The sequence below is a fragment of the Klebsiella africana genome, from assembly GCF_020526085.1.
Taxonomy (GTDB): Bacteria; Pseudomonadota; Gammaproteobacteria; order Enterobacterales; family Enterobacteriaceae; genus Klebsiella; species Klebsiella africana.
This window is the reverse complement of the sequence record NZ_CP084874.1, coordinates 4,661,689-4,676,378: the sequence shown is the minus strand read 5'-3', so window position 1 is coordinate 4,676,378 and position 14,690 is coordinate 4,661,689. Positions and strand designations below refer to the sequence as shown.

Here is a 14,690-nt window from a genome sequence, read left to right as displayed (position 1 = left end):
GGCCTACACGTCAGCGTGATTGGTAGGCCGGATAAGGCGATACGCCGCCATCTGTACACTCTTTTCATCAGGAGATAGCTATGTTTGATTTACTCCTGCGCCGTGCGCGCCTCGTCGACGATACCCTGACTGATATCGCCATCCAGGACGGGAAAATCGCGGCGCTGGGCGAGATTAGCGCGCCCTCCCGCAAAACCATCGAACTGAACGGCAAGGTTTACGTCAGCGCTGGCTGGATTGACTCTCACGTTCACTGCTACCCAAATTCGCCGATATATCACGATGAGCCGGATAGTGTGGGTATCGCTACCGGCGTCACCACCGTGATCGATGCCGGCAGTACCGGCGCCGACGACGTCGATGACTTCTATCAACTGACCCGCAAAGCGGCGACGGAAGTTTACGCCCTGCTCAACATCTCCCGCGTTGGGCTGATTGCGCAGAATGAGCTGGCGAATATGGCCAATATCGACGCCGCCGCGGTGAAGCAGGCGGTGCAGCGTCATCCCGACTTTATCGTCGGCCTGAAGGCGCGGATGAGCAGCAGCGTAGTGGGCGAAAACGGCATTACGCCGCTGGCGCGCGCCAAGGCCATTCAGCAGGAAAATGGCGATCTGCCGTTGATGGTGCACATCGGCAATAACCCGCCGAACCTCGATGAAATCGCCGATCTGCTGAGCAGCGGCGACATCATTACCCACTGCTATAACGGCAAGCCGAACCGCATTCTGAATCCTGCCGGCGAACTGCGCAGCTCGATTACTCGCGCTCTGCAGCGCGGCGTGCGCCTTGATGTCGGCCACGGTACCGCCAGTTTCAGCTTTGAGGTGGCGCGGCGGGCGATTGCGATGGGCATTCTGCCGCACACCATCAGCTCCGATATTTATTGCCGTAACCGGATCGACGGCCCGGTGCGTTCGCTGGCGCTAGTGATGTCGAAGTTCCTCGCCATCGGCATGACCCTGCCGCAGGTGATTGACTGCGTGACCGGCAGCGCCGCCGAAGGGCTGCGTCTGACGCGTAAAGGGCGCCTGGAAGTGGGCTTCGACGCCGATTTAACGCTATTCCGCCTGGAGCATCGGCCCACGCTGCTGGTGGATGCCGAAAAAGAGAGCCTGCAGGCTGACAACATTCTGGTGCCCCTGGCCGCGATCCGCGCGGGCAAGGGCTATCTGACCGAACAAGGGAGCGCGGAACATGCCTTCGATTTTTGAGAAATATCATTTAAAACAAGTCATTAATACTTCTGGCCGCATGACGGCGCTGGGCGTTTCCACGCCGCGCCCGGAAGTGGTGGAAGCCGCGATCGCCGGCATGAACCAGTACTTTGAAATGAAAGACCTGGTGAATAAAACCGGCGAGTACATCGCCAGGCTGCTGGATGTGGAAGGGGCGACCGTCGTCTCCTGCGCGTCGGCGGGTATTGCCCAGTCGGTAGCGGCGGTGCTGGTGAAAGACAGCGACTGGCTGCTGGAGAACCTGCACGTTACGCCGATTGAAAATAACGAAATCGTGTTGCCGAAGGGCCACAACGTCAACTTCGGCGCGCCGGTTGGCACCATGGTGGCGCTGGGCGGCGGTAAGCTGGTGGAAGCGGGCTACGCCAACGAATGCTCTGCCCAACAGCTGGCGGCGGCGATCACTCCGCGTACCGCGGCGATTCTGTATATCAAATCCCACCACTGCGTGCAGAAAAGCATGCTTAACGTGGCGCAGGCCGCGGAAGTGGCGCGCCAGCATAACTTGCCGCTGATCGTCGATGCGGCGGCGGAAGAAGATTTGCAGTGCTACTACCGCATGGGCGCCGACCTGGTTATCTACAGCGGCGCGAAAGCGATTGAAGGGCCGACCAGCGGGCTGGTCATCGGCAAAACCCAGTACGTCGAGTGGGTTAAGCGCCAGTCGATGGGGATTGGCCGGGCGATGAAAGTGGGTAAAGAGGGGATCCTCGGCCTAACCTGCGCCATTGAACACTACCTGACGGCGAGCAAAGAGAGCGGCGAGCAGATGGTGGCGAAGATGACGCCGTTTATCGAACAGCTCAACACGCTTAACGGCGTGACCGCGCGAGTGGTGTGGGATAGCGCGGGCCGCGATATCGCCCGCGCCGAAATTAAATTCGACGAAGCGGTGACCGGCGTGAAGACCGGCGATCTGGTTAACGCGCTGAAGCAGGGCGAATACGCCATCTACTTCCGCGGCTATAAAGCGAATGAAGGCATTATCGAAGCCGATGTCCGCAGCGTAAACGCGGAGCAGCTGGCGGTGGTCGCTCGCCGCATCGCAGAAGTTCTGAATAAGGAGAAACAAGCATGAAACTGACCCCAAACTTTTACCGTGACCGCGTGTGCCTGAACGTCCTGGCGGGCAGCAAAGACAACGCCCGTGAAATTTACGACGCGGCGGAAGGTCACGTCCTGGTTGGCGTGCTCTCCAAAAACTATCCTGACGTCGCCAGCGCGGTGGCCGATATGCGTGACTACGCGAAGCTGATCGATAACGCGCTCTCCGTCGGGCTGGGCGCAGGCGATCCAAACCAGTCGGCGATGGTGAGCGAAATTTCTCGCCAGGTGCAGCCGCAGCACGTCAACCAGGTTTTCACCGGCGTGGCCACCAGCCGCGCGCTGCTCGGGCAGAACGAGACCGTGGTCAACGGCCTGGTCTCGCCGACCGGTACGCCGGGAATGGTGAAGATCTCCACCGGGCCGCTGAGCAGCGGCGCGGCGGATGGCATTGTGCCGCTGGAAACCGCCATCGCGCTGTTAAAAGACATGGGCGGCAGCTCCATCAAGTACTTCCCGATGGGCGGCCTGGAGCACCGCGCCGAGTTTGAAGCGGTGGCCAAAGCCTGCGCCGCGCACGATTTCTGGCTCGAGCCGACCGGCGGTATCGATCTGGAAAACTACAGCGAGATCCTGAAAATCGCCCTCGATGCCGGGGTGAGCAAAATCATCCCGCATATTTACAGCTCGATTATCGATAAAGCCAGCGGTAACACCCGCCCGGCCGATGTTCGCCAGCTGCTGGAGATGACCAAACAGTTAGTGAAGTAGTGCCATTGCCCCTCACCCTAACCCTCTCCCTGAGGGAGAGGAAACCGTCCGGCGCGCTTCCTCACCTCAGCAGGAAAGGGGGCCACCGGTTTTCTCCCTTACCTCAGCAGGAAAGGGGGCCACCGGTTTTCTCCCTTACCTCTGCAGGAAAGGGGCTACCGGCTTTCTCCCCCACCTCTGCCGGGAAGGGCTGCCCCCTTACCTCTGCAGGGAAGGGGGCTACCGTTTTTCTCCCTCTCCCTTTGGGAGAGGGCCGGGGTGAGGGGAAACATCCCCCACTGAACCATCAAGGAGTTGCTATGCCTGTCGCTCGTCATCTGCTTGTCGCTTCACTGTCCCTGTTTGCCGTCGCCGCGGGCGCCGCGCAAACCCACTACGCCTGGGTAGGCACCTATAACCCCAATGGCGAAGGTCTGTACCGCTTTACCGTCGATGCCAACACCGGCGCCCTGCGCGATAAGGCGCTGGTGAGCTCGTTGCCGAACGTCGCGCAGCTGACCGTCTCGCGCGATGGCAAAACGCTGTATGCCGCCAGTGAAGTCATAAAAGGCGTGGTGCAGGCGTGGCGCATTGAGAAAAACGGCGAGCTGACCGCGCTCAGCCAGGTCGCCTCCGGCGGCGCCGGGCCAGTGTATCTCTCCCTGACGCCGGATGGTAAACATCTGCTGGTGGCTAACTATGTCAGCGGCAGTATCGCCGTGCTACCGGTGCAAGAAGATGGTAGCCTGGCTGAGGCAGTGGACAGGCATCAGGATGAAGGCCCGGCTGGCGCCGAACGCCCGGCGGCGGCCGTCGAGGGCAGTTTCGCCATCAGCGATCACAATGGCCCGCACGCCCATATGATCGCCGCCGATCCCAGTGGGAAGTTTGTTTACTCCACCGATCTGGGTCTGGATCGGATCTATCAGTACCGGCTGGATAGCGCCAGCGGCAAGCTGACGCCGAACGATCCGCCGTTCATCGCCGCTTCCTCGCCGGGCGCCGGCCCGCGCCACTTCGTCTTTACGCCGAAGGGCGATGGCCTGTGGCTGATTAACGAGGAAGCGTCGACACTGACCTTCTATCATCTGGATAAGCAAAGCGGCCTGCTGCGCGAAGGCAAAACTGTCTCCGCGCTGCCGAAAGAGTATAAAGGCACCAGCTTTGCCGCCGGCCTGGTGCTGAGTAACGACGGCAAACAGCTGTACGTCGCCAACCGTCTGCATAACAGCATCGCCCACTTTACGGTGCAGGCTGATGGCAGTCTGAGCCATCAGGAAGATATCTGGACGCGTGGCGATTACCCTCGCACCCTGACGCTGGATAATCAGGGGCAGTGGCTGTACGTCATGAACCAGCGTAGCGATAATATTACCCGCTTCAGCGTGGCGCCGAAGGATGGAAAATTAACCTTTGCCTCCGACTATACGCCGGTCGGTAGCCCATCGCAGATGGTGATATCCGCCCAACCCTGAGCCGTAACCACAAGGAACTGACATGCGATTTCCCAACCAACGCTTAGCGCAACTCTTCACCCTGCTGCGGAATGAAACGCTGCCGCAGGATGAGCTGGCGCAACGCCTGTCGGTTTCTACCCGTACCGTGCGCGCCGATATTACCGCCCTGAACGCGCTATTGGCGCAGTATGGCGCGCAGTTTACGCTCAACCGCGGCAGTGGCTATCAGCTGAAAATTAATAACCCGGCGAGCTTCCAGGCGCTGGAGGAGACCGCGCCGAAGGCGCAGCACGTGCCGCGTACCGCCCAGGATCGCATCACGTTTCTGCTGGTGCGTTTCCTGACGTCGGCGTTCTCTATCAAGCTGGAAGACCTGGCGGATGAGTGGTTCGTCAGCCGCGCCACGTTGCAAAATGACATGGTTGAGGTGCGCGAGCGCTTCCAGCGCTATCAGCTGACTCTTGAAACCCGCCCGCGCCATGGTATGAAGCTGTTCGGCAGCGAGGTGTCAATTCGCGCCTGCCTCACCGACCTGCTGTGGGAGCTGACCCAGCAGGGCGGCATTAATCCGTTGATTAGCGCCGAGGCGCTGGAGGCGGAAGTGCCTGCGCAACTGGAGCCGGTGCTGCAGGAGACGCTCACCCGGCATCATATTCGCCTCACCGACGTCGGCGAGCGCTTTATCTGCCTCTATGGCGCAGTGGTGGTGCGCCGCGTTAGCGAAGGCTATCCGCTGGCCGATTTTAACGCCGAAGACGTGGCGCAGAACGTCCGCGACGCCGCGCGCGAACTGGCGGGTGAACTGCAGAAGCTGGCCGGTAAACCCTTCTCGCCCGCCGAAGAAGAGTGGCTGTGCGTACATATCGCCGCCCGTCAGGTGCAGGACGTCGATCCGGAAACCATCAGCGCTGATGATGACGAAGCGCTGGTCAACTACATCCTGCGCTACATCAACAGCCAGTATAACTACAACCTGCTGGACGACGCCCAGCTGCATGCCGATCTGCTGACCCACATTAAAACCATGATCACCCGAGTGCGCTACCAGATCATGATCCCCAATCCGCTGCTGGATAACATCAAACAGCACTACCCGATGGCCTGGGATATGACCCTCGCCGCGGTATCGAGCTGGGGCAAATACACGCCTTATACCATCAGCGAAAACGAAATCGGCTTTCTGGTGCTGCATATCGGCGTCGGGCTGGAACGCCACTACAACATCGGCTATCAGCGCCAGCCGCACGTACTGCTGGTGTGCGATACCAGTAATGCGATGGTGCGGATGATTGAGGCGATCCTGCAGCGTAAATATCCGCAGCTGGCGATCGCCGCTACCATTTCCCAGCGTGAATATGAGCAGCGGGAGGCGATCGATGAGGATTTTGTTATCTCAACGGTGCGGATCGGCGAAAAAGATAAACCGGTGGTGACCATCGCGCCGTTCCCCACCGATTACCAGTTAGATCAGATTGGCAAGCTGGTGCTGGTGGATCGCACCCGTCCGTGGATGTTGAATAAATACTTCGATGCCGCCCACTTCCGGGTGATCGATAAGCCGATGGATCAGCAAACGCTGTTCTCTGAGCTGTGCCAGCAGCTGTTGGAGGAAGGCTTTGTCGATGCGGAGTTTCATGCTTCGGTGGTCGAGCGTGAGGCGATTGTCAGCACCATGCTAGGCGACGGTATTGCGCTGCCGCACTCCCTGGGGCTGCTGGCGAAAAAGACGGTGGTCTATACGGTTATCGCCCCGCAGGGCATCACCTGGGGCGACGAAACCGCCCATATCATCTTCCTGCTCGCTATCAGCAAGCGCGAGTATGAAGAGGCGATGGCGATCTACGATATTTTCGTGACTTTCCTGCGCGAGCGCGCCATGAGCCGCCTTGCCGCGACCCGCAGCTTCGATGAGTTTAAAACGGTGGCGATGGAGTGCGTCAGCCGGTTTTGAGAGGCGTTTTCCAGATTCGAATGTAATTCAAATGTAATGCTATACTGCATTACAAAATTCCCCTTTCTGGAGGCATAATGGCCACGCTCAATGTTCGACTGGACGATAAACTCAAAAAAGAGGCTTATGCCGTGCTGGAGAAACTCGATATGACACCAACGGAGGCGGTACGCCTGCTGTTTCAATACATTGCAGAAAATGGCCGCATGCCGGTGAAAAGTATGACCATCAGCGATGGCGAAGCGGCGTTGTTACGCACCGTTCGCGAACGGCTGGAAAACCCACGGCCGGGGGTTAAGGTGACTCTGGATGACCTATGAACTGGAGTTTGATCCACGAGCCTGGCGCGAATGGCAGAAGCTTGGCGAGACGGTCAAAAAACAGTTCAAAAATAAGCTCCAGCAGATTGTGCAGAATCCGCGAATAGAGTCGGCCAGGCTGAGCGATTTACCGGATTGCTACAAAATCAAGCTTAAGGCGCCAGGTTATCGGTTGGTGTATCAAGTACGAGATAGTGTGGTGGTGGTTTACGTTATTGCCATTGGCAAAAGAGAGAAAGCGGCCGTTTATCATCAGGCGAATAAACGGCTCTAAACGCTATCGCAAATGATGCACGACCTGGTTGCTGCTGCCGCGCCAGATAAGCGCCGGGTCTTTTAAATCCTGCACAAACTTACCGTCGACCAGCACGTTAATCAGGTTCACGACTTCCATCTGCTCGGTGTTCAGTTCGTCAATCTTATAGCCGGTCCACACCCAGATATCTTTGCCAGGGCATTCGGCGCGCACGCGCTGAACCAGATTGAGGATCTCCGCGATATTTTGCGGATGCAGCGGATCGCCGCCGGAGAGCGAAATTCCCTGGCGTTTAATGCGGGTATCGTTGAGGTCGGCGATGATGCGATCGGCCATCTCAGTGGTAAACGGCATGCCGGAGTTTACTCGCCAGGTGCTTTTGTTGTAGCAGCCGGGGCACTCGTGGACGCAGCCGGCAACAAACAGGGTGCAGCGGGTGCCGGGGCCGTTGACGATGTCGACGGGGTAGTATTGATGGTAATTCATGTTTCCTCTTCTCATTTGCCGCTGCAGCGTTGTTGGCTGCGCTCGCTCGCCCGGGTCACTTACTCCAGTAAGCTCCCCGGGACTTACTCGTTTGCCGCCTTGCTACAACGCCAACTGATTTGAGGAAACCCACCAGGCAGTCTGGGATCCCTTCGTTTGCCGCCTTGCTCTGACGTTAATGGCTTTGCGAAAACGGAGGCGTGCGGCCATTTCCCGGCGTCGCTGCGCTCGGCCGGGCTACCAGGAGCTGATGCCCTCACCCCGGCCCTCTCCCACGGGGAGAGGGGGAAAACCAGCGCCGGGCTTAATGCTGTGCTCGAACGGTTCCCTCTCCCACGGGGAGAGGGGGAAAATCAGCGCCAGGCTTAATGCCGTGCTCGAACGGTTCCCTCTCCCTTGAGGGAGAGGGTTAGGGTGAGGGTGAAAACCCTGTGTAGAACTTAACCAATCTGCCCATTGCCCAGGTGCTTAACGCGGCGCTTCACTTCTTCCTGCTTGCCGGCGTTGAACGGACGCGCGTCCGGGCTGCCGAGATAACCGCATACCCGACGGGTCACCGACACGCGGGCGGCGTCGTGGTTACCGCATTTCGGGCAGGTAAAGCCCTTGCTGGTGCACTCGAACTCGCCGGTAAAACCACACTCGTAGCATTCATCGATCGGCGTATTGGTCCCGTAGTACGGCACGTGCTGATAGCTGTAATCCCACACGTCTTCCAGCGCCTTCAGGTTGTGCTGGATGTTCGGATATTCGCCGTAGCAAATGAAGCCGCCGTTGGCCAGCGGTGGGTACGGCGCTTCGAAATCGATCTTGTCGTACGGATTGACCTTCTTCTCCACGTCGAGGTGGAAGCTGTTGGTGTAGTAACCTTTGTCAGTCACTCCCTCCACCACGCCAAACTCGGCGGTGTCGAGACGGCAGAAACGGTCGCACAGGTTTTCGCTCGGTGTGCTGTACAGACTAAAGCCGTAGCCGGTCTCTTCCTTCCACAAATCGACGGCGTCGCGCAGGCGCTGGACGATGGCTACGCCTTTCTCACGCAGCGCCTCGCTGTCGTACATATGCTGGTTGCCGTACAGCGCATTGATGGTTTCATGGATACCGATATAGCCCAGTGAAATGGACGCGCGGCCGTTTTTGAAGATCTCGGAGACGTCGTCGTCGGCTTTCAGCCGCACGCCGCAGGCGCCTTCCATATACAGGATCGGCGCCACGCGAGCCTTCACTCCTTCCAGGCGGGCGATACGGGTCATCAGCGCTTTGCGCGCCAGCTGCAGGCGCTCGTCCAGCAGCGTCCAGAAGGCGGCTTCATCGCCTTTCGCTTCCAGGGCGATGCGCGGCAGGTTAAGGCTAATCACGCCGAGGTTATTACGGCCATCGTGTACCTGCTCGCCGTTCTCGTTTTCCCACACCCCGAGGAAGCTGCGGCAGCCCATCGGCGTTTTAAACGACCCGGTGACTTTCACCACCTGATCGTAGTTGAGGATATCCGGGTACATGCGCTTGCTGGCGCACTCCAGTGCCAGCTGTTTGATGTCGTAGTTCGGGTCGCCGAACTTATGGTTCAGGCCGTCGCGGATCGCGAACACCAGTTTCGGGAATACCGCGGTCTTACGGTTTTTACCGAGGCCGGCAATGCGGTTGCGCAGAATCGACTGCTGGATCAGCCGCGATTCCCAGCTGGTGCCAAGGCCGAACCCGAAGGTGACGAACGGCGTCTGCCCGTTGGCGGTATGCAGCGTGTTGACTTCATACTCCAGCGACTGGAAGGCGTCGTAGCACTCTTTTTCGGTACGGGCGCGGGCATAGCCTTCGGCATCCGGGATCTGCCACTCTTCGGCGATTTTGCGATGCTTTTTGAAGCTTTCGCTGACGAACGGCGCCAGCACTTCATCGATGCGGTTGATGGTGGTGCCGCCGTAAATATGGCTGGCGACCTGGGCGATGATCTGCGCCGTCACCGCGGTGGCGGTAGAGATAGACTTCGGCGGCTCGATCTCCGCGTTGCCCATCTTAAAGCCCTGGGTCAGCATGCCTTTCAGGTCGATCAGCATGCAGTTGAACATCGGGAAGAAGGGCGAGTAATCGAGGTCATGATAGTGGATCATGCCGCGCTCGTGGGCCATCACCACATCGTGGGGCAGCAGGTGCTGCCGGGCGTAGTGCTTGGCGACGATCCCGGCCAGCAGGTCGCGCTGGGTCGGGATGACTTTACTGTCCTTGTTGGCGTTCTCGTTGAGCAGCGCGGAGTTGGTCTGCTCGACGAGGCCGCGGATCTCCTGATTGAGACGGCCGCGCTTCTCACGCTGGCTATCGCGGTCATGGCGATACTCAATGTAGGCGCGCGCCAGCTGCTTGTAGGGGCCGGACATCAGCTGGTTTTCCACCGCGGTCTGGATCTCGTTGATGTCGACCTGGGCGCGGCCCTGCATTTGTTGGCTAACGACTTCTGCGACGGTGGCGCAATAGTCTGCGTCATCGACTCCCGCTGCTTTAGCTGCACGCAGAATTGCTTCCTGAATGCGCTCTGACTTGAACGGCACTTTACAGCCATCACGTTTCATCACATGCGGTGTCATGATCACTCCATATATAGAACAGGTTATCCACAGAGGCGGAGGTTATCCCGAAGACGCTGCACGCTACGGCTCGTGCTGTTCGCCTTCAGATCCGGCCCATTTTATCCACATCTCATCACCGCCAGACATCGACAAGATATGGTGACATAATAGACGATTAATACAACATGTAGGGCCGGGACGCATTTTAAGTTCTATATGTAGTGATTTGCATCAAAGATGTTTGCGATTTTATTGACCCAGAACAAGGTAAAAAGGTGAGAGTACGGATGATGGGCGCTGGCGATAAATGTAAATTTATCTGGCTGGAAAATAAGCAAAAATGCCTGGCATCTACCTCCGATGCCAGGCATTACGCTCCGGTTTCTGTCGGGCAAGAAGTACCTTACGCCTGCAGCCACCATACCGCTTCGAACGGCCGCAGCGTCAGACCGGTCGGGCGCGGGGTGGTCTCGGCATAGTTGCTGATGATCATCTTCCACTCGCCCGGGGCATCCTCGGGCTGCCAGGCCTGCAGCTCGCGGCTCAGGTTAGCGGCGACCACCAGCGTTTGCCCCTGCCACTGACGGCGATAGCACCACAGCGACGGATGCTCTGGCAGCAGATCCTCGTAATCGCCCCAGGTCAGCACCGGCAGGGTTTTACGCAGCGTAATCAGCTGCTGATAGGCGTAAAACACCGAATCGGGGTCCGCCAGCGCTGCCTCGACGTTGATCTCCTGGTAATTATCGCCAAGGCCGATCCACGGCTCACCGTCGCTGAAGCCACCGTTCTTGCCGGCGTGCCACGGCATTGGCGTACGGCTGTTGTCGCGCGACTTGCTGGCGAGGATCGCCAGCAGCTCGTCCGGGCTTTGCCCCTGCGCCGCGCGCTCGATAAACATATTGTGGCTCTCGACGTCACGGTAATCGTTAATGCTGCTGAAGTGCGGATTGGTCATGCCGATCTCTTCGCCCTGGTAGATATAGGGCGTGCCCTGCATGCCGTGCAGCACCATCGCCAGCATCTTTGCCGCCGGCACCCGGTACTCGCCCTCGTCGCCGAAGCGCGACACGATGCGCGGCTGGTCGTGGTTACACCAGAACAGCGCATTCCACGCCCGGTTGTGCATCCCCTGCTGCCAGTGGCGGAATAGCGCTTTCAGCGCCACATAGTCCGGACGGGCGAGGGTCCATTTTTCGCCGCCGGGGTAATCGACCTTTAAATGGTGGAAGTTAAAGGTCATCGACAGTTCGCGGCCATCCAGCGCGGCGTATTGCTGGCAGTGCTCAAGCGAGGTGGAGGACATCTCGCCGACGGTCATCAGGTTACGTGGGGTGAAGACGTCGCGGCTCATCTCCTGCAGGAACTCATGCACCCGCGGGCCGTCGGTATAGAAGCGGCGGCCATCCCCGTCCAGATCGCAGGGAAAGGTCTGGTCTTTGGAGATCAGGTTGACGACGTCGAGGCGCAGACCGTCGACGCCGCGGTCGGCCCAGAATTCGCAGACCTTTTTCAGCTCGGCGCGCACCGCCGGATTCTCCCAGTTGAGATCCGCCTGCTCAATGGCGAACAGGTGCAGATAATATTGCCCGCTGTCGGCATGCCACTGCCAGGCGTTGCCGCCAAACTTGGAGCGCCAGTTGTTCGGCAGCGCGTCGGGTTCGCCGTCACGCCAGATATAGAACTGACGGTAGGGGCTTTCCTTATTAAGCGACTGACGGAACCATTCGTGTTCGGTCGAGGTATGGTTCAGCACCATATCCAGCACGATGCGAATGCCGCGGGCCTTCGCCGCCGCCACCAGCGCGTCAAAGTCGGCCATTGTGCCGTAGGAGGGATCGATGGCGGTGTAGTTCGCCACATCGTAGCCGTTATCCACCTGCGGTGAGACGTAGAACGGCGTCAGCCAGATAGCGTCGACCCCAAGCTTTTGCAGATAGTCGAGGCGGGAGGTGACGCCGCGCAGATCGCCGGTACCGCTGCCGGTGGTATCCTGAAAACTCTTCGGATAGATTTGATAAATAACGCCGTTTTGCCACCAGTGGGGGAGATGATTCATAGTACTTTCCTGCTGCAACGAGGGGCGCCAAAGGCGCCCCGAAAGAAGAAGTTAAACAATCTGCAAGGTGCCCTGACGGTACTTGCGCTGATACACCACGGTAGTGAGGATAATCGGCACCACCACCGCGATGGCCATCGCCATGGCGTACACCTGCCAGTAGGTTGGCTGGATGGAGAGGATCCCCGGCAGGCCGCCGACACCGATACCGTTCGCCAGTACGCCGTTCAGGCCGCACAGCAGGCCGGCGAGGCCAGAGCCAATCATGGCGCACAGCATCGGGAAGCGGTATTTCAGGTTGATACCGTACATCGCTGGCTCGGTGACCCCGAGATAGGCGGAGATTGCCGCCGGTACCGAGATTTCACGTTCATTCTGCTTGCGGCTGGCGATAATGATGCCGACCACCGCCGACGCCTGAGCAATGTTGGACAGCGCAATCAGCGGCCACACCGGGGTGCCGCCCATGCTCTGGATCATCTGCATATCAATGGCGAGGGTGGTCTGGTGGACACCGGTAATCACCAGCGGCGCGTAGAGGAAGCCGAACAGCGCGGCGCCGATCGGCGCGAAGCTGCCGGTTAACAGATGGCGCACCGCGAACGCCACGCCGTCGCCGATCAGGCGGCCGAACGGACCGATAATGGCGTGTGCGAGGAACACCGCGAGGATCAGCGAGCAGACCGGGACAATCACCAGGTAGAGGTAGTCAGGCACGATGCGCTTGAGGCGCGTCTCGATAAAGCCGAGCGTCAGGCCCGCCAGCAGGGCCGGGATCACCTGCGCCTGGTAGCCGACTTTGGCAATGGTAAACAGGCCGAAATTCCACACCTCCGGCACCTGCTGGCCGAGGAGATAGGCGTTCATCAACTGCGGGGAAACCAGGGTGACGCCAAGGACGATCCCGAGGATCGGCGTGCCGCCCATCTTCTTCACCGCTGACCAGCAGATCCCCACCGGTAGATAGAAGAAGATCGCCTCGCCAATCAGCCACAGGAAGTCATAGATGGTTTTCAGCGACGGGTGCATCTGGGCCAGCGTCTGGCCATTGCTCATGGGCAGGTCGCCGATAACGTTGCGGAAACCGAGGATCAGACCGCCGCTGATCAGCGCCGGCAGCAGGGGAAAGAAGATCTCGGCGAAGTGCGAGATTAACTGTTCATGCCACTTCATATTTTGCCGCGCGGCCTGCTTGACCTGCTCTTTGTCGGCGGAGGTCTGGCCGGTGGTCGCCAGCAGGGCCTTGTAGTAATCGCCCACCTCGGTGCCGATGACCACCTGGAACTGGCCGGCGTTAGTGAAGCATCCCTTCACCATGCGCAGCTGCTCAATCTCTTTTGGTCTGGCGATGGCCGGGTCGTTCAGCACAAAGCGCAAACGGGTAATACAGTGGCTGACGGTGGCGATGTTACCGCGCCCGCCCACCAGTTCGATCAGTTTATCGATGTCCTGCTGGTTTACTTTGCTCATGATGAAGCCTCAAAAACAGAGGGGAGAGATGCCGTTTTTACCTTGAGGGCATCCTAACCGTTCCGCTTGATTTGCAAAATGGGAACGTTCCCGAAACCCGGCGACGATCACATAAATCGTCCGAGCGAGATTAATTGAGGGTGGCGGGAATCACGATCTGGCGGGGGTCAACGCTGCCGTCGATCTGCTCGATCAACTGCCGGGCGGCCTGGCGTCCGGACTCGGCATAGCCCGGATCGACGGTCAAGATTTCCGGGTGGAGAAACTTCATCAGCGGCGTGCTGCCGACGCTGGCGAGCTGCAGCGCATCGCGGCCCTGCTGCTGGAGGTACTTGCTGGCGCCGAGGGCGAGGGTATCCGTCGCGCAGACCAGGGCGCTGGTTTCGGCCGTCAGCACGCTGGCGACGGTGTCATATCCCTGCTTCATGCCCAGCCCCGGCAGGGCGGCGGTGGGCGTCAGACGATGCTTTTTACAGAAGGCGAGGTAGGCGAGATGGCGGCGTTCGCCGGTGGTGACGTCGCTGTGCGGTACGCCAAGAAAACTGATGTGGCGATGTCCGCGATCGTAGAGCCGCTGCATCAGCAGCGTGATGGCCCCTTCGTCGTCATAGCACACCGAGGCGAAGCCAGGGGCGTCGCGGGCCATCAGCACCAGGGTGTCGCGCCAGGGGGCAAGCATCGCTTCGTCGATGCCGGTAAAACCGAACAGTACCACGCCGTCAATATTGCGCCGGGCGAGCATGCCGAGATGCTCCTCCACTAGCGCCGGGGAGAACTGGCTCTCCATCATAATCGGATCGTAACCCTGCTCATAAAAGGCGGGCAGCATGGTCTGCACGGCAAGGTTTTCCGACAGTGAATCAAGACGGGTGACGATAATCGCCACCACTTTATCGCTCTGGCCGCGCATGGCGCGGGCGGAACGGGAGGGCGAGAAACCGTGCTGCTGCATCACCGCTTCGACGCGCTCGCGGGTCCGTTCGCTGACCCCGCTCTCGTTGTTGAGGACGCGGGATACCGTCGATTTCCCTACGCCGCTTAAGCGCGCGATATCTTTGATGGTCAGCCGGTTCTGCATGCGGAATTCTCGTCAGGGTT

At 59.3% G+C, this 14,690-nt stretch carries 12 protein-coding genes; 7 read left to right on the top strand and 5 right to left on the bottom strand.

Going from position 1 to position 14,690, the window contains the following annotated elements; all coding sequences use genetic code 11:
- Positions 1-80 precede the first annotated feature (80 nt).
- From LGL98_RS22465 to LGL98_RS22435, 7 genes are all read left to right on the top strand, one after another.
- Positions 81-1,214: an amidohydrolase/deacetylase family metallohydrolase gene (locus tag LGL98_RS22465; protein ID WP_136030912.1), complete on the top strand. Its 1,134-nt coding sequence runs from the start codon at positions 81-83 to the stop codon at positions 1,212-1,214.
- A complete protein-coding gene (locus tag LGL98_RS22460; RefSeq protein WP_136030910.1) occupies positions 1,198-2,316 on the top strand; it encodes a DgaE family pyridoxal phosphate-dependent ammonia lyase in 1,119 nt (372 codons plus the stop codon). The genes LGL98_RS22465 and LGL98_RS22460 overlap by 17 nt, the downstream gene beginning before the upstream one ends.
- A complete protein-coding gene (dagF, locus tag LGL98_RS22455) occupies positions 2,313-3,053 on the top strand; it encodes a 2-dehydro-3-deoxy-phosphogluconate aldolase (protein WP_136030908.1) in 741 nt (246 codons plus the stop codon). Before LGL98_RS22460 ends, dagF begins: the two co-directional genes overlap by 4 nt.
- Before the next feature lie 299 nt (positions 3,054-3,352).
- A complete protein-coding gene (locus LGL98_RS22450) occupies positions 3,353-4,507 on the top strand; it encodes a lactonase family protein (RefSeq protein ID WP_136030906.1) in 1,155 nt (384 codons plus the stop codon).
- Between the two features lie 22 nt (positions 4,508-4,529).
- A complete protein-coding gene (locus LGL98_RS22445; protein ID WP_136030904.1) occupies positions 4,530-6,440 on the top strand; it encodes a BglG family transcription antiterminator in 1,911 nt (636 codons plus the stop codon).
- Positions 6,441-6,517: 77 nt separating this feature from the next.
- Entirely contained in the window at positions 6,518-6,760 is a 243-nt protein-coding gene (locus tag LGL98_RS22440) for a type II toxin-antitoxin system RelB/DinJ family antitoxin (RefSeq protein WP_136030903.1), read from the top strand.
- Complete coding sequence (locus tag LGL98_RS22435; protein WP_136030901.1) at positions 6,750-7,034, top strand: type II toxin-antitoxin system RelE family toxin; 285 nt, start codon at positions 6,750-6,752, stop codon at positions 7,032-7,034. Before LGL98_RS22440 ends, LGL98_RS22435 begins: the two co-directional genes overlap by 11 nt.
- Before the next feature lie 3 nt (positions 7,035-7,037).
- Here the strand turns inward: LGL98_RS22435 and nrdG are convergent, their stop codons facing one another.
- From nrdG to treR, 5 genes are all read right to left on the bottom strand, one after another.
- Complete coding sequence (gene nrdG / locus LGL98_RS22430; protein WP_136030899.1) at positions 7,038-7,502, bottom strand: anaerobic ribonucleoside-triphosphate reductase-activating protein; 465 nt, start codon at positions 7,500-7,502, stop codon at positions 7,038-7,040.
- A gap of 440 nt (positions 7,503-7,942) precedes the next feature.
- Positions 7,943-10,081: an anaerobic ribonucleoside-triphosphate reductase gene (nrdD, locus tag LGL98_RS22425; protein WP_136030897.1), complete on the bottom strand. Its 2,139-nt coding sequence runs from the start codon at positions 10,079-10,081 to the stop codon at positions 7,943-7,945.
- A 385-nt stretch (positions 10,082-10,466) separates the two neighbouring features.
- On the bottom strand, positions 10,467-12,122 hold the full coding sequence (gene treC / locus LGL98_RS22420; RefSeq protein ID WP_136030895.1) for an alpha,alpha-phosphotrehalase: 1,656 nt from the start codon (positions 12,120-12,122) through the stop codon (positions 10,467-10,469).
- 51 nt (positions 12,123-12,173) lie between these two features.
- On the bottom strand, positions 12,174-13,592 hold the full coding sequence (treB, locus tag LGL98_RS22415; RefSeq protein WP_017900568.1) for a PTS trehalose transporter subunit IIBC: 1,419 nt from the start codon (positions 13,590-13,592) through the stop codon (positions 12,174-12,176).
- A gap of 130 nt (positions 13,593-13,722) precedes the next feature.
- Positions 13,723-14,670: a trehalose operon repressor TreR gene (gene treR / locus LGL98_RS22410; RefSeq protein WP_136030894.1), complete on the bottom strand. Its 948-nt coding sequence runs from the start codon at positions 14,668-14,670 to the stop codon at positions 13,723-13,725.
- Positions 14,671-14,690 lie beyond the last annotated feature (20 nt).